The organism is Alicyclobacillus mali NBRC 102425 (genome assembly GCF_001570745.1).
Taxonomy (GTDB): Bacteria; Bacillota; Bacilli; order Alicyclobacillales; family Alicyclobacillaceae; genus Alicyclobacillus; species Alicyclobacillus mali.
Map to the genome: position 1 here is coordinate 58,139 of NZ_BCSG01000001.1, position 19,769 is coordinate 77,907.

At 61.4% G+C, this 19,769-nt stretch carries 17 protein-coding genes; 16 read left to right on the plus strand and 1 reads right to left on the minus strand.

The genetic code is table 11. From position 1 onward, the window contains the following. Position 1: 1 nt before the first annotated feature. Positions 2–1,078, minus strand: a complete 1,077-nt coding sequence (locus tag AMA01_RS00275; RefSeq protein WP_197459961.1) for a substrate-binding domain-containing protein — start codon at positions 1,076–1,078, stop codon at positions 2–4. 237 nt (positions 1,079–1,315) lie between these two features. On the opposite strand from AMA01_RS00275, the gene AMA01_RS00280 reads away from it, so the two are divergent. The 16 genes from AMA01_RS00280 (at position 1,316) to AMA01_RS00355 (ending at position 19,710) form a co-directional block, all read left to right on the plus strand. Then, positions 1,316–2,338 carry a LacI family DNA-binding transcriptional regulator gene (locus tag AMA01_RS00280; protein ID WP_067845586.1) on the plus strand — a complete coding sequence of 341 codons (1,023 nt, stop codon included), beginning with the start codon at positions 1,316–1,318 and terminating at the stop codon, positions 2,336–2,338. Positions 2,339–2,371: 33 nt separating this feature from the next. After that, positions 2,372–3,772: an ABC transporter substrate-binding protein gene (locus tag AMA01_RS00285; RefSeq protein WP_067845589.1), complete on the plus strand. Its 1,401-nt coding sequence runs from the start codon at positions 2,372–2,374 to the stop codon at positions 3,770–3,772. Positions 3,773–3,892: 120 nt separating this feature from the next. Then, entirely contained in the window at positions 3,893–4,840 is a 948-nt protein-coding gene (locus AMA01_RS00290) for a carbohydrate ABC transporter permease (protein ID WP_082743836.1), read from the plus strand. Further along, complete coding sequence (locus AMA01_RS00295; RefSeq protein WP_067845593.1) at positions 4,837–5,667, plus strand: carbohydrate ABC transporter permease; 831 nt, start codon at positions 4,837–4,839, stop codon at positions 5,665–5,667. Before AMA01_RS00290 ends, AMA01_RS00295 begins: the two co-directional genes overlap by 4 nt. Positions 5,668–5,710: 43 nt before the next feature. Further along, complete coding sequence (locus tag AMA01_RS00300; protein WP_067845596.1) at positions 5,711–6,670, plus strand: carbohydrate kinase family protein; 960 nt, start codon at positions 5,711–5,713, stop codon at positions 6,668–6,670. Positions 6,671–6,772: 102 nt separating this feature from the next. Continuing rightward, the gene (locus AMA01_RS00305) at positions 6,773–8,062 is read left to right on the plus strand and encodes a homoserine dehydrogenase (RefSeq protein ID WP_067845599.1); all 1,290 of its coding nucleotides are present in this window, start codon (positions 6,773–6,775) and stop codon (positions 8,060–8,062) included. Between the two features lie 294 nt (positions 8,063–8,356). Beyond that, on the plus strand, positions 8,357–9,244 hold the full coding sequence (gene ilvE, locus AMA01_RS00310) for a branched-chain-amino-acid transaminase (RefSeq protein ID WP_067846077.1): 888 nt from the start codon (positions 8,357–8,359) through the stop codon (positions 9,242–9,244). 138 nt (positions 9,245–9,382) lie between these two features. Further along, the gene (gene ilvD / locus AMA01_RS00315; RefSeq protein ID WP_067845605.1) at positions 9,383–11,056 is read left to right on the plus strand and encodes a dihydroxy-acid dehydratase; all 1,674 of its coding nucleotides are present in this window, start codon (positions 9,383–9,385) and stop codon (positions 11,054–11,056) included. A 36-nt stretch (positions 11,057–11,092) separates the two neighbouring features. Continuing rightward, positions 11,093–12,823 (plus strand): biosynthetic-type acetolactate synthase large subunit, encoded by a 1,731-nt coding sequence (gene ilvB / locus AMA01_RS00320; RefSeq protein ID WP_067846080.1) that lies wholly within the window; start codon positions 11,093–11,095, stop codon positions 12,821–12,823. Beyond that, complete coding sequence (gene ilvN / locus AMA01_RS00325; protein WP_067845607.1) at positions 12,820–13,350, plus strand: acetolactate synthase small subunit; 531 nt, start codon at positions 12,820–12,822, stop codon at positions 13,348–13,350. Before ilvB ends, ilvN begins: the two co-directional genes overlap by 4 nt. Positions 13,351–13,452: 102 nt before the next feature. Next, positions 13,453–14,487 (plus strand): ketol-acid reductoisomerase, encoded by a 1,035-nt coding sequence (gene ilvC, locus AMA01_RS00330; protein ID WP_067845609.1) that lies wholly within the window; start codon positions 13,453–13,455, stop codon positions 14,485–14,487. 82 nt (positions 14,488–14,569) lie between these two features. Continuing rightward, on the plus strand, positions 14,570–15,649 hold the full coding sequence (gene leuB, locus AMA01_RS00335; protein ID WP_067845611.1) for a 3-isopropylmalate dehydrogenase: 1,080 nt from the start codon (positions 14,570–14,572) through the stop codon (positions 15,647–15,649). Next, complete coding sequence (leuC, locus tag AMA01_RS00340; RefSeq protein ID WP_067845614.1) at positions 15,649–17,064, plus strand: 3-isopropylmalate dehydratase large subunit; 1,416 nt, start codon at positions 15,649–15,651, stop codon at positions 17,062–17,064. The genes leuB and leuC overlap by 1 nt, the downstream gene beginning before the upstream one ends. Continuing rightward, on the plus strand, positions 17,064–17,672 hold the full coding sequence (gene leuD, locus AMA01_RS00345; RefSeq protein WP_067845616.1) for a 3-isopropylmalate dehydratase small subunit: 609 nt from the start codon (positions 17,064–17,066) through the stop codon (positions 17,670–17,672). Before leuC ends, leuD begins: the two co-directional genes overlap by 1 nt. 107 nt (positions 17,673–17,779) lie before the next feature. Further along, positions 17,780–19,171, plus strand: a complete 1,392-nt coding sequence (locus tag AMA01_RS00350) for a glutamate ligase domain-containing protein (protein WP_067845617.1) — start codon at positions 17,780–17,782, stop codon at positions 19,169–19,171. Further along, complete coding sequence (locus tag AMA01_RS00355; protein WP_067845622.1) at positions 19,165–19,710, plus strand: manganese efflux pump MntP; 546 nt, start codon at positions 19,165–19,167, stop codon at positions 19,708–19,710. Before AMA01_RS00350 ends, AMA01_RS00355 begins: the two co-directional genes overlap by 7 nt. Positions 19,711–19,769 lie beyond the last annotated feature (59 nt).

Consider the following 19,769-nt stretch of genomic DNA (forward strand, 5'->3'; position numbering starts at 1 on the left):
TTTATCCCCCTAGGTTTCGCGATTTCCGCGCCTGAATGCGGGCGCCGGTCTGAGAAACGTCGTACGGTCCAAATGCGGCGAGATCGCGTCGGAACGCATCTGACGCCAACAGTTCGAAGACCTGTTGAACACCAGGATGTCTAGCGACACCGCGTGGAATGACAAGCCAGGTCATCTCTTCGCGAATCGGCAAGAAATCCACATCGCGCGTCGCCACAGCTTCATGGGCAATCCCGACATCCGCCCCTCCAAACGCGACCGCCTCCACCACCTCGCGGTGCGTGCGCGCTTCAAGTGTGTACCCCTCAATTTCACCCGGACTCAACCCTTCGCTTCGGATAGCCTCATCGACGAGGGCCCGGGCTCCTGCGCCAGGCGGTCGATTGACAAGGCGGGGTCGCGCGTCGCGAAAGCCCGCTTCGATCTGCCAGCGCTTTGGATTTCGGCGGGGCACCACCCAACCCATGCGCCATTGGCCAAGCGCTACGAGAAAGCAGTCCTTTCCTTCTGCGAGTGCGAGAAGGTCCTCTTCCGTGCCATGGACGCTCGCGATGTGGGTCTGTCTCGCCTCAAGTTCATCCATCGCATCCTGGTTTGTCGCGAAGAAATGGACCGCTTCCCAGGTGCGGCTCCGGCGATTCACCCAGGCGGCTAGCAGCGAGAGCGCTGGATCGCATCCCGACAAAAAGACGCGCGCCATCCCAATGTCGGGCATGTTCATCCAGTCAGTGCGCCCGCTCTCGTCGCGCAAGCCGTCTGCAGGAACAGGTGAAGAAGAGTCCTCGAGCGATCTCGCCACGCGCGCGCCCGCGACCTCCGCGACCGCCACGCGTTCCACGCGCAAGCGACTCGGCCTCGCGGTGCAAGCCGCATTTTGCTCCGGATCAAAGAGCGACTCAACCGTGGTTCCGAGCACTTTGGCGAGGCGAAGGGCGACATGCGTCGAAGGGCTGACTTTTCCCTGTTCAATGAGGCCCAATGCCTGGGGCGTAATGCCCACCTGGCGCGCGAGTTCCGACTTTGTCCATCCGGCGTGTTCTCGCAGGGCCTTCACGGCATTTGGGAATTTCACGGGCATCGCCTGCCTCACGGATGAATGGATGAAAGGATATTTTCAAGATAGATCATATTGAGCCAAAACGAAAGGATATTTTCGAACTGCGTCGTCGATCGCACGGTATAAAAGCGATATCGAATGAAAATCATTTGGTTCATCAATGAAAGCGTTGACATGGCGCGCGTGTTCACGTATCATGGCGGTGTTCAAGTTTGTGTAACCGTTTTATGAAACTGTTGCACAAGGAGGTGACGCAGCTTGCGAGCGACCATCCGCGACGTCGCCAGGGCGGCGGGGGTGTCTGCCGCGACCGTGTCTCGTGCCTTGAATCGGCCGGATTTGGTCGATCCGGAGACCCTCGAGCGCGTGCGAAAGGCAATGGAAGAGATGTCGTATCAGCCGAACGCCATTGCTCGGGGGCTTTCTTTCAGGCGAAGCGACACGCTGGGGCTCATCGTGCCCGGCATCACGGACTTCTTCTTCAATGAGCTCTACAAGGGCATTGACCGCGCCAGCCAGCATCACGGGATGAAGGTTTTGCTGTACGACTCTGAGCATTCCCGCGAACGGGCGTTTGAGGGCTTTTCCATCCTCAGCGGCTATCAGGTTTCGGGCATCATCTTCACCAGCAAACTGGTGACGGAGGACTACGATCCCATTCTTCAGCGGCTGGACATCCCGGTCGTCCTGACGCTGACGCAGAGCGCCGCGAAAACGCCTCTGACCGCTTTTCGCATCGATGAAGTGCGCGCCATGTTTGACGTCGTGGCATACCTGGTGTCCAGGGGGCATCGGCAAATTGCGATGATCGCTGGCAAGCTATGGGACGACCGGACAGGCGAATTGCGCTTGGAAGGATACCGCGAGGGGCTTCGACATTTCGGAATCGAGTATTGGGATGCGCGCGTGGAATTCGGTCAATATCGCTTTGACGACGGCTATCAGGCCATGCAGCGTTTGCTGGACCGCATGCACGACGCACCCTTCACGGCTGTGTGCACCGCCTCGGATGAGATGGCGCTCGGTGCGATACGCTGCTTGAACGATCACGGCTACCGCGTTCCCGAGGACATTTCGGTGATGGGTTTTGACGATTTACCCATTGCACGCATGGTGACGCCAAGGCTCACCACGGTCGCTCAGCCGTTTCTCGAAATCGGTGCAGAGGCTGTCAAATGGCTCATCCGGGCGTCGTCACAAGCTCCATCGCCTTCCGACATTGGGGATTACCTTTTGCCTCATCGCCTGGTGGAGCGCGAATCCGTGCGTTCCATTTCGTGAACATTCAACGCAACATTTTGGGGGTATGTGCAGATGAAGAACAAGGTCAAGCGTTGGACAAGTGTGGGACTGGCGAGTTCGGCAGTTGCGGCGTTGGTGGTTGGGTGCGGGCAGGCAAACAACGCGGCAGGCACGGCGAACGCGAATGGTAGCGCGTCCACCGTGGCGTCGTCGGGGGCCACGGTGAGTGTGGCAGGCGTGCGGATTGCGAAGCCGGCGCATCTCGTGAATTATAAGGACGCCTCTGGCACGATTGTCTGGGCGGAGTCATTCACCACGGGTCCGACGGCGAGCGAGCTGGTTTCGGCTTTTGAGAAGAAGTATCCGAAGATCAAAGTGAAGTTGCAGGTTCAGCCCTCGAACACAGATACGAACCGCGCGGATCTGACGGCGTCCATCAGCGGTGGCTCGTCGACGCCCGACGTGTACATGGGAGATGTGATTTGGCCTGCGCAGTTTGCTCACAGCCAGCTCGCGGCGCCTCTCTCGGATTACCTGCCTACGTCCTTCTGGACGCGGTTTTCGAACGGGTTGGTTGCCGGAGCCACTTACAATGGCAAGGTCTACGCTGAGCCGTTGTTTGCGGACACCGCGTTCCTGTACTACCGCAAAGACCTGTTGGCGAAATATCACCTGCCAGTTCCAAAGACTTGGCAGCAGCTGCAGACGGACGCCTCTTATATCGTGAAGCACGGTGGAGCGAAATATGGGTTCGTATGGCAGGGCGCCGACTACGAAGGTCTGACGTGCGACTTCGACGAATACTTGGCCGACGCAGGCGGCAGCGTGTTGACCAACGGCAAGGCCTCCTTGAATACGGCCGCTGCCAAACAGGCTCTCAGTTTCATGAGGGGACTCATCACGTCCGGTGTGTCGCCCCAATCGGTGGACACTTTCCAAGAACCGCAGTCTGAAAACGTCTTCACACAAGGGAATGCTGTATTCCTTCGCAACTGGTCCTATGCGTGGTCCGACTCTCAGAACCCAACAAGCTCCAAGGTCGTGGGCAAAGTCGGTGTGGTGCCCCTTCCGACTTTTGCTGGGCACGGCTCGAGTGGCTACAGCACAGTTGGTGGCTGGGATCTGTATCTGAACCCGCACACCAAAAATCTGGCCGCTGCGCTGCAGTTCATTGATTGGATGACGAGTCCGCAGGCTCAGGAAATCTTGGCGGCCAATTCGGAGATGCCCACCATCAAGGCCGTGGCGGACAGCCCATCGCTGGCGAAGTACAGCCCGGTGTTTGCGCTGTTGCCGAAGGTGAAATTTGTTTCGCGGCCCGCTCAGACGCCGAACTATCCGTCTGTCTCCAGGGCGATTTACGACAACGTCAACGCGGCTCTGGCGGGCAGCGTATCCGTATCTCAAGCGCTGCAAAATGCGAATCAGCAGATCCAACAGGCGCTGAATGGCAGTGGTTCGGGCGGACTCTAATCGGGATCATGGCGGGCGGCTAACCGCCCGCCGCCTTGTTTCGCTTCAAGGCGTGCAGCTGTTCGGAGGCAAGGGATCCGGTGGACTTTGTACAACGACCGAGAAGGGGGGCGCGAGCGCATGTCTAAGGCAATGGAAGAACATGTATCATTTCGAGCTGACCACGGTGGAGCGAGCGTCGTACGCCACGACGTTCGAGCGGGCTTTGGGATGTTGACGCCAGCCGGCATCGTCATCCTGGCGGTGACCATTTTCCCCATTCTGTACTCGGTCTGGATGAGTTTCAACAACATTCAGCTGACCGAGAACGGGTTTCAGTTCACGTTCAACGGCGTACAAAACTACGCCGACGTCTACTCGGCGCCCCTGTTCTGGCACAGTGTGTGGTTCACCGTGTATTACTCCATCGTCACGGTTGCCATCGAACTGTTCTTAGGGTTGCTGATTGCACTGGCCATCCAGAACGTGGAAAAGCTCAAGAGCGTCTCCATTGTGGTCATGCTCATTCCTTGGTCGCTCATCACGGTCATCTCGGCTGAGATGTGGAGTTACATCTATAACGGCGTGTACGGCGTTCTGAATGCCATCCTGCAAGGGATGGGCTTCATCCACAATTCCATCAACTGGACCGGCGAACCGTTCACGGCTGTGATTGCACTCATGGCAGCTGATATTTGGAAGACAACGCCGTTTGTGGTCATCATCCTGTTGAGCGGGCTGCAGATGATTCCGAAGGACTACTATGAAGCGGCGCGCATCGATGGTGCGAATGGGTGGCAGACCTTTTGGAATGTCACCTTTCCACAGTTGCGCGGCAGCATCGCCATCGCAGGCCTGTTCCGGATTCTGCAAGCGTTCGGCATCTTCGATCTGCCATTTGTCCTCACACAGGGCGGGCCTGGTTCGACGACGACGTCTCTCGCCATGCTCGGCGAGGAGACGCTGTTCACAAACCTTCACTTTGGCCTCGGAGCAGCTGTGGCCGTGAGTACGGTGATTCTTATCTTGGGGGCTTGTGTGATATTCCTGTCCGCCTTTCGCGGGATGGTCGGGGAGGAAGCGCAATGAAAAAGCCACTCTATCAGCGCGTCATTGGCTATGTCGTGCTCGTCTTCTTTCTCGTCGTGATCCTGCTGCCATTTTACTGGATGTTCGTCACGTCGTTCGAGCCCAACTCTGACATCAGCGCCTATCCGCCGGCGTATTTTCCGCACCAATGGACGCTGTCCCATTATGCAGAGGCTTTTGGGCAATTTCACTTTGGGCGATATATTCTGAACAGCGTCATTGTAGCCATCACATCGACCTTCTTTGTCCTTCTTTTCGGATCGATGGCCGGATTTTCTATCGCGCGTTTGCCCATCAAAGGCAAGCAGCCCATGCTCATCTTCCTGCTCATCATCTCGGTGTTTCCGCCCCTCGTCGTGATCACGCCGCTGTACATGTTGCTTCGCGACGTGGGCTGGCTCGACTCGTACCAGGCGCTCATCATTCCATACACCGCCTTCAACTTGCCGTTTGCCATCTGGATTTTGCGCAACTACTTTCTGCAGGTGCCGGGCGCGTTGTTTGAGGCTGCCAAAATGGACGGGGCGTCCGTCTTCATGTCGTATTGGCGAATTTTCCTTCCCCTTACCACGCCAGGGCTCTTTACCGCGGCCGTGTTCACGTTTGTCGCATGTTGGACCGAGTTTTTCATGGCGCTCGTCTTCAATCCCGATAACACCATGCGCACCATTCCGGTTGGCATTGCGCTGTTCAGCGGGCAGTACACGGTGCCGTACGGCACCATCTTCGCGGGCTCCGTGGTGTCAATTGTGCCGATTGTCATTCTTGTGGTCATCTTCCGCCGCTGGATTGTGTCGGGCTTGACGCAGGGCGCTGTCAAGGGATAAGTTGACCTCATTCATCATGCATCATGGCGGTGGGGGATTTCCGATGTACGATGTCGTCGCCGTTGGAGAAGTGTTGATCGATTTCAGCGTGGTGTCGTCGGGAGGCATGCCTCAGATGTTCGGCTCCGCGGGCGGCGCGCCCGCCAATGTCCTTGCCGCTGTGTGCAAGCTCGGCGGCCGATGCAGGATGGTGGCGGGCGTCGGCGATGACCCGTTCGGCGACTTCGTCCGCCGTGCGCTCAAGGCTGTCGGCATCGACGACAGTGGCGTGATACAGGTTGGGGCTCGGACCACGCTTGCGTTTGTCCACATTGCGCCCGACGGCGAGCGCTCGTTTTCTTTCGAGCGCGATCCCGGCGCAGACACACAGATCCAAGCTGAACACATGCGTTCCTCGTGGTTTGACGATGCGAAAGTTGTCCATTTCGGCTCCCTCGCGCTTTCGCACGAGCCCGCGCGTTCCGCCGCCTACCGCGCGCTTGAACTCGCCCGGCAACACCAGAGAGTCGTCACGTTCGACGTCAATTACCGACCGGCGCTGTGGGCGGATCCCCGCGCAGCCGTGAACCAGGCCCTCCGAGTGATCGCGCTTTCCGATGTCGTGAAGTGCTCTGAGGAGGAACTCCACCTGCTCACCGGGCTTCGTCACCCCGACGAGGCCCTGCTTCAGTTGGCACGGGAGTTTCCGGGCACGCGCTTTTTGGGCACGCTGGGTCGCGATGGTTCCCTGGCCGTGATGCAAGGCCAATGCCGCCACATTCCCAGCATTTCGGTCGAAGCGGTCGACACAACCGCCGCCGGTGACGCGTTTTTTGGCGCTCTCTTGTACCAACTGACGAGAGAGGCGGACCCTGACGACGTGCGCGCGCGCCTGCAGGACGATGTTTTCTGGACGAAAGCACTCCGGTTCGCGAACACCGCGGGTGCGCTTGCAGCGACGCGCCGAGGCGCCATCGATGCCCTTCCCACGCTTTCCGACATTCTGGAACATATGCCTGCTTGACACGTCGTCGCAAGAGAAGGTATAAAGGAGCAAAATGTCCAGAAACGTCAGGCGAGGCTCCTCTGGGGCACCGGCGACAGAGTCAGGGAGGATGCGTGGCAAATGCGGATACCCATTGGCCTCTTGGGCTGTGGCACCGTTGGCGCAGGCGTGGTATCGCTGGTGCGCAGAAGGGCGGATCGCGTCGCGGACATGACCGGTCTTTGCCCTGTGGTTCAGAAAATTCTCGTGCGCGATCCGCACAAGGATCGCGGCGTGCATTTTGAGCATGAGCAGCTCACGACGTCCGCTGAGGACATCCTGGGCGATCCCGACATTCAGATTGTGGTGGAGACCATCGGCGGAATCGAGCCCGCGCGCACCTATATCCTCGAGGCGCTGACGCGCAAGAAGCACGTCGTCACGGCGAACAAGGACCTCATTGCGCTGCATGGTCCGGAAATCCTGCAGACGGCGGCGGCGAACGGCGTGAGCATCCTGTTCGAAGCGTCGGTCGGGGGCGCCATCCCTTTGCTCGGACCGCTGCAGGAAAACCTTACGGCGAACGAGGTCACGGATCTCAAGGGCATCATCAATGGGACGACGAACTTCATTCTGTCGAAAATGACGGAAGAGGGCCTCGACTTCGACGAGGCGCTGGCGCTGGCACAGGGGTTGGGCTACGCGGAGGCGGATCCGTCGAGCGATGTCGACGGGCTTGATGCCGCCCGCAAACTCGTCATTCTGGCCTCGATTGCGTTCCACACCGAGGTGCATCTGTCGGACGTGCGCGTCGAAGGCATTCGACACGTGACGGCGAGCGACGTGCGATACGCAGACGAGGCAGGGTATGTCATCAAGCTCTTGGCCGATGGGCGAGATCGGAATGGGCGACTCTCGCTGTCCGTCCGCCCGACGCTCATCCCCAAGAGCCATCCGCTGGCCCATGTGTCGGACGCGTTCAACGCGCTCTTCGTTCGCGGAGACGCGGCGGGGGACCTCATGTTTTTCGGGCGCGGCGCTGGTCGCATGCCCACGGCGAGTGCCGTCGTAGGCGATATCATCGCGCTCGTGCGGAACCTGAAGCTCGGCGTCGTTACCAGTTGGCCGTACGCGCTCGCGGGCAGCCGCAAGCCGGTGGTCGATTTCGAGGACGATCTCTACAAGTTCTACTTCCGGCTCCTCGCCGCCGATCAGCCAGGTGTGTTTGCGCAGGTGGCGCACCTGTTCGGCGAACTGCGGGTGAGCATGGAGACGGTGCTGCAGAAGCGCGTCGCAGGCGGGCAGGCCGAGATTGTCATCGTGTCGCATGAAATCCCGGGCAGACTAGCGCACGATTTGGCGACGCGGCTGCGGTCGATGCCGCATATTGCGGTGGAGGCCGTCATGCCTGTCGAGCCGGTGAATGAGTAGCGGGTGCTTTCGCACCCGCTTTTTTTCGAGGGCCCGCCGTATCAGCGTTGCTACCCTTTTCAAAATCTATTTGCAAGCGGTTTCATTTGTTGGGCAGGGCGCTCGGCAATTGACAGCGCGGGCCAGGCGTACTACAATGACGAGCAAGTCATCCAATTCGCGTGACAATTCGAGTGCTTCAGGCACTTGAGTTGGCGGTTTTATTTTGACGGAATATTTCGTCAATCGATCTTTGCCAACCGAAGGACACGCGAGAGAGAAACTCGCCGTTCGGGCGAGAGAGGGGCGTTGGACGTGGCATCACAGGTGTTTCTTGACGGCGAATTTATTTCCAGCGACGCTGCCAGCGTCTCAGTGTTCGATCACGGCCTCCTTTACGGCGATGGCGTGTTCGAAGGGATCCGCGCATATGACGGGACGGTATTCCGTCTCAAACAGCACATGGACCGGCTGTATCGCTCGGCCAAGTCCATTCTCCTCGACATTCCCTACGCGAAGGACGAACTGACGGATCTCGTATGTGAGACGGTACGGCGCAATCATCTGACCTCAGCGTACATCCGCCTCGTGGTCACCCGCGGCAGTGGAGACCTGGGGTTGAATCCATACAACTGCGCGAAGGCCCGCGTCTTTATTATTGCGGAACAGCTCTCGATGTTTCCGAAGGCGCTGTATGAACAGGGGATTCAGGCCATCACGGCAGCGACCAGGCGCATGCGCAGCGACGTGCTGAATCCGAAAATCAAGTCGCTCAATTATCTCAACAATATTCTGATTAAAATGGAAGCCATGAACGCGGGCGCGAACGAAGCGATTGTGCTGAATCACGAAGGCTATGTGGTGGAGGGCTCGGGAGAGAACATCTTTATCGTGCGCGATGGGGTGCTGTTCACCCCGCCGGCTTACCTCGGTGCTCTCGAAGGCATCACGCGCCAAGCGGTCATCGATTTGGCCCCGTCCCTTGGCCTTGAGGTGAAGGAGGAGCCGTTTACGCAGCACGACGTGTATGTCGCGGACGAGGTGTTCTTGACGGGCACCGCCGCGGAAATCGTGCCCGTCGTAGGAGTGGATCGGCGCGTCGTCGGCGAGGGCGTTCCCGGCCCTCTGACGAAGCGGGTGCACGCGGCGTTTCAGGACATCGTGCGCGCTGATGGCGTGCGCATTGAAGGAGCTCACGTCTGACCGCCGCGGCCGTTTCAGCGGGGCGCCCGTGGCGGAAGGTGTTCACCTGATGTTTCGAGCGTGTAGCGTGTCGAGAAAAGATAGAAAACGAGGTCTTTTGAAAGAGATAGACAAGGTTTTGCGAGGAGTGGCAAACTCATGCGAAGCGACATGATCAAAAAGGGCGTGGACCGGGCGCCGCACCGCGCCCTGCTCTACGCCACGGGCGTCAAGCCCAGGGATTTGACCAAACCGTTCATCGGCGTGTGCAACTCGTACGTCGACATTGTCCCGGGCCACGTTCATCTCCGCGAATTTTCGGAAGTCGTGAAAGACGCCATCCGTCAGGCAGGTGGCGTCCCGTTCGAATTCAACACCATCGGCGTGGATGACGGGATCGCCATGGGGCACATCGGTATGCGGTATTCGCTCGCAAGCCGCGAGCTCATCGCCGATTCAGCCGAGACGATGATCAACGCCCACTGGTTCGACGGCGTCTTTTTCATCCCGAACTGCGACAAGATCACGCCTGGCATGCTGATGGCAGCCGTGCGCTGCAACGTGCCGGCCGTGTTCGTCTCGGGTGGCCCCATGGAAGCCGGCAGATCGCGCTCGGGACGTCCGCTCTCTCTCAGTTCGGTCTTCGAAGGCGTGGGCCAGTACATGAGCGGGCAGATTTCCGAGGATGACCTGCTGGATCTGGAGCGGAACGCGTGTCCCACGTGCGGCTCGTGTTCCGGCATGTTCACCGCGAACTCCATGAACTGCATCATGGAAATGTTGGGCATCGCACTCCCCGGCAACGGCACGCTCGTCGCCACGTCCAAGGAGCGGCACGAGCTCATCTATGAAGCCGCCAGACACCTCATTCGCATGGTCGAACAGGACATTCGGCCGCGCGACATCATCACCCGCGAAGCCATTGACGACGCGTTTGCGCTTGATATGGCAATGGGCGGATCAACCAACACGGTTCTGCACCTGATGGCCATCGCACACGAGGCGGGTATCGACTATTCCCTGAGTGATATCAACGAAATTGCCAAAAGAGTGCCCTATCTCGCGAAAATCAGCCCTGCGTCGGAGTACAGCATCCAGGACGTGCACCGCGCTGGGGGCGTCTCGGCCATCATCCGGGAGCTGTGCGAACACACCGAGGCAGTCCACCGAGATCGCATCACGGTGACGGGCAAGACGCTGTACGAGCAGGTCAAGGACGCGAAGATCCTCGACGAGCGAGTCATCCGCCCGGCGTCCAACCCGTACAGCCGGGAAGGCGGACTGTCCATCCTGTTTGGCAATCTCGCTCCGGACGGCGCGGTGCTGAAAGTCGGTGCGGTCGATCCCGACATTCAGCGGTTCGTCGGGCGGGCCATCTGCTTCAATTCGCAGGACGAGGCGATGGAGGGCATCAACAGCGGCAAGGTGCAACCGGGTCATGTCGTGGTCATTCGCTATGAAGGACCGAAGGGCGGGCCGGGCATGCCCGAGATGCTCGCGCCCACGTCGTCCATCGTGGGCCGGGGCCTCGGCCGCGAGGTGGCCCTCATCACGGATGGGAGGTTTTCGGGAGCCACGCGAGGGATTTGCGTCGGCCACATCTCGCCCGAGGCCGGCGTGGGTGGCCCGATTTCGCTCATCGAGGACGGGGACGAGATCGAGATCGATATTCCGAATCGCACCATCACCCTGAAGGTTTCGGACGAGGAACTGGCGGCGCGCAGGGAGCGTTATCAGCCCCCCGCGAAAGAAAAGCTCACCGGCTACCTCGCTCGATATCAGAAGCTGGTCACGTCGGCGAACACCGGTGCCGTTCTGACTGTGGATGCATGAGAACCCTTGTGGAGAGGAGGAGACGCGATGCCTGGAATGTCGAAACCGGCAGATGACGAGACGCTGACGCGCTCGGGAGAAGGCGGAGCCATGTGGATGAAAGGTGCCGACATGGTCGTAGAGGCGCTGCGCAGGGAACAGGTCGAGGTCATCTTCGGGTATCCCGGTGGGGCGGTGCTGCCGCTGTACGACGCGCTCTACCAATGTGGTATTCGCCACGTGTTGACACGCCATGAGCAAGGCGCCATTCACGCTGCGGAGGGCTACGCTCGCGTAACGGGAAAGCCGGGCGTCGTGATTGCCACAAGCGGGCCAGGGGCCACCAACCTTGTCACCGGCTTGGCCGACGCGATGATGGACAGCATTCCGCTCGTCGCCATCACGGGTCAGGTGGCAAAGACGGTGATTGGCACCGACGCGTTTCAGGAGACGTCCATCATCGGGATCTCGACGCCCATCACCAAGCACAATTATCAAATTCGGCACGCGTCGGAGATTCCGAAGGTCTTCAAAGAAGCGTTCCACATCGCAAACTCGGGCCGCAAAGGGCCTGTGCTGATCGATATTCCCAAGGATGTTTCGGGGGAAGAGGCGTGGTTCGCGTATGACGATCCGCCGCAGCTGCCGGGTTATCAGCCGACGGTCGTGCCTCACCACATGCAGATTCGGAAGCTGATGCACGGCCTGCAACACGCGAAGCGGCCGGTGGTGCTGGCGGGAGCGGGCATATTGCATGCCAGGGCGACCGACAAACTGCTGGCCTTCGTCGAAAAGTACCAGCTTCCCGTCGTGCAGACGCTGCTGGGACTCGGCGGCTTTCCGGCGTCTCACGCGCTCTGCCTCGGCATGGGCGGTATGCACGGAAGCGCAGCAGCCAACAAGGCGCTGTACGAGACGGACTTTCTCATCAATCTCGGCGCCCGATTCGATGATCGGCTGACGGGCAAGTTGGAGCACTTCGCGCCACACGCAGTGGTGGCGCACATCGACATCGATCCGGCCGAGATCGGCAAAAACGTCCCGACCGACATACCGGTGGTGGGCGACGTCGGTGAGGCGCTCGCCATGATGCTCAGCATCGACGTTCCGGCGCCGGACGCCGCCGCGTGGCGCGAGGAACTGCTGCGGGTGAAGCGGGAGCTTCCGTTTTGGTGGGTGCAAGATGGAGACCGGATCAAGCCGCAGCGGCTCATCGCCGAGATCGCGCGGATTACCAAAGGGGACGCGGTGGTCACGACGGACGTCGGTCAACACCAGATGTGGGCCGCGCAGTTCTTTCCGTTGAACCGGCCGGATCGGTGGGTGACATCCGGTGGTTTGGGCACGATGGGCTTCGGGTTGCCGGCCGCCATCGGTGCGCACTTCGGACGGCCGGATAAGCTCGTGGTGGCCATTCTGGGCGACGCGGGGTTCCAGATGACATTGCAGGAGCTTGCCGTGATCGGCGAATACCAGTTGCCCATCAAGGTCGTGATCGTCAACAACAGCGCACTCGGCATGGTGAGGCAGTGGCAGGAGATGTTCCACGGCGAGCGGTACTCGGAGTCGCTGTTGCCGTGGCAGCCTGACTTCGTCAAGTTGGGCGAGGCGTATCGCATCCCCTCGGCGCGCGTCGAGCGTGACGAGGAGCTGGCCTCTGCGCTTGAGGCGTTTCTCAGCGAGCCGGGTCCGGGTCTGTTGGAGTGCGTGGTGGATCCCAACGAGAACGTGTATCCGATGGTCGCGCCAGGCACCGGAATCCACCAGATGGTGGGGGTGAAACCATGACGCCCGTTCTGTCGGTGCTTGTGCACAACAAACCCGGGGTTCTCAACCGCATCACCGCGCTGTTCATGCGCAAGGGGTTCAACATCCAGAGCCTCACCGTCTGCATTACGGAAAACCCGGAGATTTCGCGCATGACGATTGTCATGAGCGACATGGACGAGGCTGCGCTGGAGCAGGTGATGAAGCAGCTTCACAAGCAGATCGACGTGCTGAAGGTGACCGATCTCACGGATCAGGCGATGGTCGCGCGAGATCTGGCGCTCATCCGCGTGTCGAGTCCCATCGCCGAGCGGGCGATCATCCATTCGCTCATTGAGCCGTTCCGGGCGAACGTCGTCGACGTCGGGCGCGAGACGGTGACGGTGCAGGTGACCGGGGACGCGGAGAAGATCGACGCGCTCATCGCGCTGCTCCGTCCGTATGGGATTCGCGAACTTGCGCGCACGGGGCTGACGGCACTGCAGCGCGAGGCGGCGTCTTCAGCGGATCCGAAGCGCGCCGGAGAGGCGCAGGTCCTCCACATCTGATTTGACTCCCTGGAGGTAGGCGGGGCGCTGAGCCCCGCCAGAAAATTCAATGGCAGCGTGATGCTTTGCCACAATCCCTACATAGGTGAGGAGTGAATGTTCATGGAAAAAATCTACTATGATGCGGACATCTCGATTCAGCCGCTGGCGGACAAGCGCATTGCCGTCATTGGCTACGGCTCTCAAGGACACGCGCACGCGCAAAACCTCCGGGACAGCGGTTTTGACGTCGTGATCGGGCTTCGGCCTGGTTCGTCCTGGGCCAAAGCGGAGGCCGATGGGTTTCGGGTCATGGCGGTCGGCGAGGCGGTGGAAGAATCGGATGTCATCATGATCCTGTTGCCGGACGAGCGGCAGCCGGCCGTCTATGAGCGGGAAATCCGCCCGTATCTCACAGCGGGCAAGGCGCTCGCGTTTGCCCACGGGTTCAACATTCACTTCTCTCAGATTCAGCCGCCGAAAGACGTGGACGTGTTCATGGTGGCGCCGAAGGGCCCGGGACATCTCGTGCGCCGCGTGTATGAAGCAGGGGGCGGTGTGCCGGCACTCATCGCTGTGCATCAGGATGCGAGCGGTCAAGCGAAGGACCTCGCGCTCGCGTATGCGCGCGGCATCGGCGCGGGGCGGGCCGGAATCCTCACTACCAGCTTCCGCGAGGAGACCGAGACGGATCTGTTCGGCGAGCAGGCGGTTCTCTGCGGAGGGCTGTCCGCGCTCATCAAGGCGGGCTTCGAGACGCTGGTGGAGGCCGGATACCAGCCGGAGATTGCGTACTTTGAGTGCCTGCACGAGATGAAGCTCATCGTCGACCTCATCTACGAAGGCGGCTTGGAGTACATGCGGTATTCCATCTCGGACACGGCCCAGTGGGGCGACTTCACATCCGGCCCGCGCGTCATCAATGAGGAGACGAAGAAGGAGATGCGCCGCATCCTCGCCGACATTCAAAGCGGCGCTTTCGCGAAGAGCTGGATTCTTGAGAACCAGGCCAACCGGCCGATGTTCAACGCCATCAACCGGCGCGAACTGGAGCATCCCATTGAGGTGGTGGGACGCAAGCTGCGCAGCATGATGCCGTTCATCAAAGCGAAGCGCCCAGGGGACGATCGCGTCCCGGCCACCGCGGATCGGGCGTGATCGCGCGGCGTCTCAAGACAGGGCGGGCGCAGCGTGTGCCCGCCTCTGCACTCTGCAAGACCGGATGAAAGGGACGGATGGCATGACAAAGAACATCGCGATCTTGCCTGGAGATGGCATTGGACGGGAAGTGACGGCGGAGGCGGTCAAGCTGGTCCAAATCGTTGCCGCGAGCCGGGGAGAGACGTGGAATCTCGAGGAGGGACTGATCGGCGGCGCCGCGTTGGACCAGACCGGCTCGCCCTTGCCGGACGAGACCTTGCGGCTCTGCCAGGCCGCGGACGCCGTTTTGCTCGGCGCAGTGGGCGGACCGAAGTGGGACCATCTGCCCGGCGACAAGCGCCCGGAGGCAGGTCTGCTCGGCATTCGCAAGGCGCTTGAAGTGTACGCAAATCTTCGACCCATTCAGACGTGGCCGGGGTTGTTGCTCGCTTCGCCGCTCAAGCCGGAGCTTGTCGAGGGCGTGGACTTCATCATCGTCCGCGAGTTGACGGGAGGGCTCTATTTCGGCCAGCCAAAGGCGCGCCTCGATGGCGGCGAGGCGGTGGTGGACACGCTTCATTACACCCGCGCCGAGATTCGCCGCGTGGTAAAGATGGCCTTTGAACTCGCCAAAGGCAGGCGGGGGCGCCTGACATCGGTCGACAAGGCGAACGTGCTCGAGTCAAGCCGCGTGTGGCGCGAGGTGGTCGAGGAGGTCGCGGCAGCGTATCCCGGCGTTTCGGTGGAGCACCTGCTGGTGGACAATGCCGCGATGCAGATCATCACGCGGCCGAAGACGTTCGACGTCATCGTGACGGAGAACATGTTCGGCGACATCTTGAGCGACGAGGCGGCCGTCATCACGGGATCCATCGGCATGCTGCCGTCGGCGAGCCTGGGTGAAGCGGGGCCCGGCCTGTACGAGCCGGTGCACGGGTCTGCGCCGGATATCGCCGGACAGGGCCTCGCCAATCCGTTGGCGACGTTCCTTTCCGTGGCGCTCATGATGCGCCATTCTCTGCACTTTCCCGAGGCTGCGGACGCCATCGAGCAGGCGGTGCATGGCGTCATTGAGCAGGGCATTCGCACGCGCGATCTCGCCCGGAGTGGCGAAGCATTTGTCAGGACGGCGGAAGTGAGCGCTATGGTTTGCGAAGACGTGAAAAGGAGGCTCGCTTGATGGGGAAGACGTTGTTCGAAAAAGTCTGGGACGCGCACGTGGTCAAGGAACTGCCCGATGGACAGACGCTTCTCTACATTGACCTGCATCTCGTCCACGAGGTGACGTCGCCTCAAGCGTTTGCCGGACTTCGCTTCGCGGGGCGCAAGGTGCGCGGGCCCGAGTTGACGTTTGCGACCATGGATCACAACGTGCCGACGGTGAATCCGAAGGATGTCCGGGACGCCATCGCGCGCAAGCAGATTGAGACGCTGGAACAGAACTGCCGCGAATTTGGCGTTCAACTCGCGGGGCTCGACAGTCCTTTCCAGGGAATTGTGCACGTCATCGGTCCGGAGCTTGGGCTCACCATGCCGGGGAAGACGATTGTCTGCGGCGACAGCCACACGTCGACGCATGGCGCGTTCGGCGCGCTTGCCTTTGGTATTGGCACGAGCGAGGTAGAACACGTGCTGGCCACGCAGTGCCTCTGGCAGAGCCGGCCGAAGACCATGCGCATTCAGCTGAATGGCTCGCTTCAACCGGGCGTCACCGCCAAGGACGTGATCTTGGGCCTCATTGCGAAATATGGCGTGAATTTCGGCACAGGTCACGTCGTGGAGTACGCGGGAAGCCTGATCCCCGAGCTCAGCATGGAGCAGCGGATGACCATCTGCAACATGTCCATCGAGTTCGGCGCCCGTGCGGGCATGATGGCGCCGGACGAGACCACCATCGCCTATGTGCAGGGCCGGCGCTATGCGCCGAAGGGCGCGGATTGGGAGGCGTGCGTCGCCGCGTGGCGGGACCTAAAGTCCGATCCCGACGCCGTCTTTGACGTCGACGTTGTCTTGGATGTGAATGATCTCGAGCCGCAGGTGACATGGGGAACCAATCCCGGGCAGGGGGTCGGCATCAGCGGCGCCGTGCCGGATCCGAAGGACGCGAAGTCCGAGGAGGAGGCGCTGGCCATCCGCCAGGCGCTTGAGTACATGGACCTGAAGCCGGGAACCAAAATCTCGGAGATCCCCATCCAGCACGTGTTCATCGGGTCGTGCACCAATGCACGCATCGAGGATCTGCGCTTGGCCGCGAGCATCGTCAAGGGCAGGCGCGTCGCGGATGGCGTGCGCGCGGTGGTGGTGCCGGGATCGAAGCAGGTGAAGCAGCAGGCAGAGGCTGAGGGACTTCACGAGATCTTCCTCGAAGCAGGCTTCGAATGGCGTGAGCCTGGCTGCAGCGCATGCCTCGGCATGAATCCCGACATCATCCCGGCCGGTGAGCGGTGCGCATCGACGTCCAACCGCAACTTCGAAGGCAGGCAGGGCAAGGGCGCCCGCACGCATCTCGTCAGCCCAGCCATGGCGGCCGCCGCGGCCCTCGCCGGGCACTTCGTCGACGTGCGCGAGTTGACCTCGGAAGGAGTGACGGCGTGATGGAGCCCATGGTCAAGCACGAAGGTCTCGTGGCCTGCATGAACCGCGTCAACGTGGACACGGACCAAATCATCCCCAAGCAATTTCTCAAGCGGATCGAGCGCGACGGGTTCGGCGAGTTTCTGTTCTTTGACTGGCGGTACCTGCCGGACGGATCGCCCAATCCTGAGTTTGAACTGAACCGGCCGGAAGCCCAGGGCGCGACCATCCTGCTCGTCGACGACAACTTCGGCTGCGGATCGTCCCGCGAACACGCGGTATGGGCGCTTCGCGACTACGGGTTTCGGGTCATCCTCGCCCCGTCGTTCGCCGACATCTTCTACAACAACTGCTTCAAAAACGGGCTTCTTCCCATTCGCATCCCGCGCGATCTCTACAAGCAACTCTCGGAGGCCCACGCGCGCGGCGAATGGCGGCGGATGACGGTGGATCTGGAGCAGCAGACGGTCGCGACCGAGCACGGCGTGAACCTCTCCTTCGAGATCGATCCGCACAAGCGGCACATGCTGCTGCATGGACTGGACGACATCGGCATCACGCTTCAGTACGAGGCCGAGATCGCCGCGTACGAGACTTCGCGCCGTCCGTATCAGCTCGTCTACGCGTAAACAAGGAATGCCTCGTCGGCCGCCGGGTATCGCCGCCCGGCGGCCGTCTGTTTGCGCGCGCCTCGCCCTGTGATACACTACCCGCGGAGAGCGAGGGACGTTCGTTCATGACGCCAATTGCGGAACAAGTGACCGAAATGATTCGCTGGATCTTTTCCTCTTATAGCCGCGTGCCGCGCGAGCTTAGGCAGGGGTTCGATCGCGACGTGCGCCACCCCGAGTGGACGAGGCGGCTGCTCGACGCGATGGGCCGGCCGGACGAGCGCGTATACAACGTCGCCGTGACCGGAAGCAAAGGGAAGGGCTCACACGCCATCCTCACCGCCGCCATTCTTCAGCAGATGGGCGTGCGCGTCGGACTCTTCACGAGCCCTCACTTGATCGATTTTCTCGAGCGAATTCGGCTGCAGGGCATGCCGATTGCGGAAGAGGACTTTGTCCGCGTCGGCGGAATGGTCCGTGAGGCTGCGTCGGCGCTTCCCGTGCCGGAGGATCAATATATCGGCCCCGTGGGGCTCGTGGCCGCCATGGCCGCCAGATGGTACGAGGAACAGGGCGTCGAGGCCGCCGTGTACGAACTCGGCCGCGGCGCGCGCCACGACGACGTCAACCAGGTGGTGCATCGCGGGGCCATCATCGCGCCCATCTTCGGCGAACACCTGGACAGGCTGGGGCCCAGTTGGGAAGATGTCGTGATCGCCAAAATGGGCATCCTGACAGAACACGCGGCGTGGGCGTCGTTAAGTTTGCAGCCGCCGCTGTCGCGCAAGGTGATGGCGCCCTTTTTGACGGCGTTTCGCGCCAAAGGCGGCGAGGTGTATGAAGTCGGCAACGACCTCGAGTGGTCCCTCGACGACGCCCGCACGCGCGTGCAGGTCCGCGGCCCCGGCTTCATCGCGGACATCCAGGTGGATGAGCGTCTCGTGCCGTACGCAGACAACCTTGCCGCTTCCGCCGCTGCGGCGCATCGGGTGTTGCGCGATCTCGGCCGACCGGTGCAGGACATCGCCGTGGATCTGCGCGGCCTCGTGCTGATTGGGCGGCTGCAGCGCGTGCGGCGCGAGCCGGACGTCGTGATCGACGGAGCCATCCACAGCCTGAGCGCGGCGTACGTGCGCCGATTCGCCGAAGCCTGGCGCGCGCGGCGAGGTGAGGGCGGCCGCATTCATCTCGTCCTGTCCCTGCCCGACGACAAGGACGCCGAAGGCGTGATACGCGAACTCGGGCCCATCGCGCATCGCATCCTGTTCACCGAGACCACGAACCCAGCGCTCCATTTCACGCGGGATCTGGTTTCGCTCGCGGCGGCGCTCGGCTATGCCGCGTCCCGCGAAGCCAATCCAGACGACGCCATTCGCTCAGCCCTTGGGGCGGCGTCGCGGGACGATCTCGTCCTCCTCGTCGGCACCCAGTCGTTCGTGGGGGATGCGCTGCGCCACTTCGATGTGCCCACGGGACCCATCTGGACGCGGGCTGGAGAGGATGGCCCACCGTGTTGACGCAACTGCTTTTTATTGGCCTCGGAATCGGACTCGACAACGGACTGGCCGCCGTCGGGCTTGGCGCGTCTGGGCTCACCCGCCGCGCGCAGTGGCGCGTCGCCATCCTCTTTGCCATCTTCGAGGCGTGGATGCCCGTCCTTGGCATCTGGGTGGGGCGCGAGGTGGCGAGCGTGCTCGGCCGAAGCGCGCACATCGCAGGCATCGCCATCTTGGCGCTGCTCGGCCTGTACAGCCTGTTCAAGCGGCGCGAGGAAGAGGACGAACTGGAGGCCGTAGAGCGTGCCCGCGGTCTGCAGATCATTCTGCTCGCCATCGCGCTGTCCATCGACAACCTCACGGTTGGCTTCAGCCTCGGCATGATGCGCGCTCCGCTCGCCGTCGCCGGGATCGTGTTTGGCACCGTGAGCTTTCTTCTCACCGTCGCTGGGCTCGAGGCGGGGCGCTTCCTCGCCTCACGCCTGGAGAAGCTGCCGGCGGAGCGGTTGACGGGCCTTGTGCTCCTCGCCGTCGCTGGATGGATGGCCGCCATGGCATGACAGCCCGCGTATCCTTGTCTTGCCGAAACTTGACGGTTTTTGAGCGCACCGACGGATGT

Coding starts and splice junctions, on each gene's coding strand:
- ilvC (WP_067845609.1), top strand. CDS start 13,453: ATGGAAAAAATCTACTATGATGCGGACATCTCGATTCAGCCGCTGGCG.
- AMA01_RS00275 (WP_197459961.1), bottom strand. CDS start 1,078: ATGCCCGTGAAATTCCCAAATGCCGTGAAGGCCCTGCGAGAACACGCC.
- AMA01_RS00295 (WP_067845593.1), top strand. CDS start 4,837: ATGAAAAAGCCACTCTATCAGCGCGTCATTGGCTATGTCGTGCTCGTC.
- AMA01_RS00285 (WP_067845589.1), top strand. CDS start 2,372: ATGAAGAACAAGGTCAAGCGTTGGACAAGTGTGGGACTGGCGAGTTCG.
- AMA01_RS00350 (WP_067845617.1), top strand. CDS start 17,780: ATGACGCCAATTGCGGAACAAGTGACCGAAATGATTCGCTGGATCTTT.
- AMA01_RS00290 (WP_082743836.1), top strand. CDS start 3,893: ATGTCTAAGGCAATGGAAGAACATGTATCATTTCGAGCTGACCACGGT.
- leuC (WP_067845614.1), top strand. CDS start 15,649: ATGGGGAAGACGTTGTTCGAAAAAGTCTGGGACGCGCACGTGGTCAAG.
- ilvD (WP_067845605.1), top strand. CDS start 9,383: ATGCGAAGCGACATGATCAAAAAGGGCGTGGACCGGGCGCCGCACCGC.
- ilvN (WP_067845607.1), top strand. CDS start 12,820: ATGACGCCCGTTCTGTCGGTGCTTGTGCACAACAAACCCGGGGTTCTC.
- AMA01_RS00305 (WP_067845599.1), top strand. CDS start 6,773: ATGCGGATACCCATTGGCCTCTTGGGCTGTGGCACCGTTGGCGCAGGC.
- leuD (WP_067845616.1), top strand. CDS start 17,064: ATGGAGCCCATGGTCAAGCACGAAGGTCTCGTGGCCTGCATGAACCGC.
- ilvB (WP_067846080.1), top strand. CDS start 11,093: ATGTCGAAACCGGCAGATGACGAGACGCTGACGCGCTCGGGAGAAGGC.
- AMA01_RS00300 (WP_067845596.1), top strand. CDS start 5,711: ATGTACGATGTCGTCGCCGTTGGAGAAGTGTTGATCGATTTCAGCGTG.
- leuB (WP_067845611.1), top strand. CDS start 14,570: ATGACAAAGAACATCGCGATCTTGCCTGGAGATGGCATTGGACGGGAA.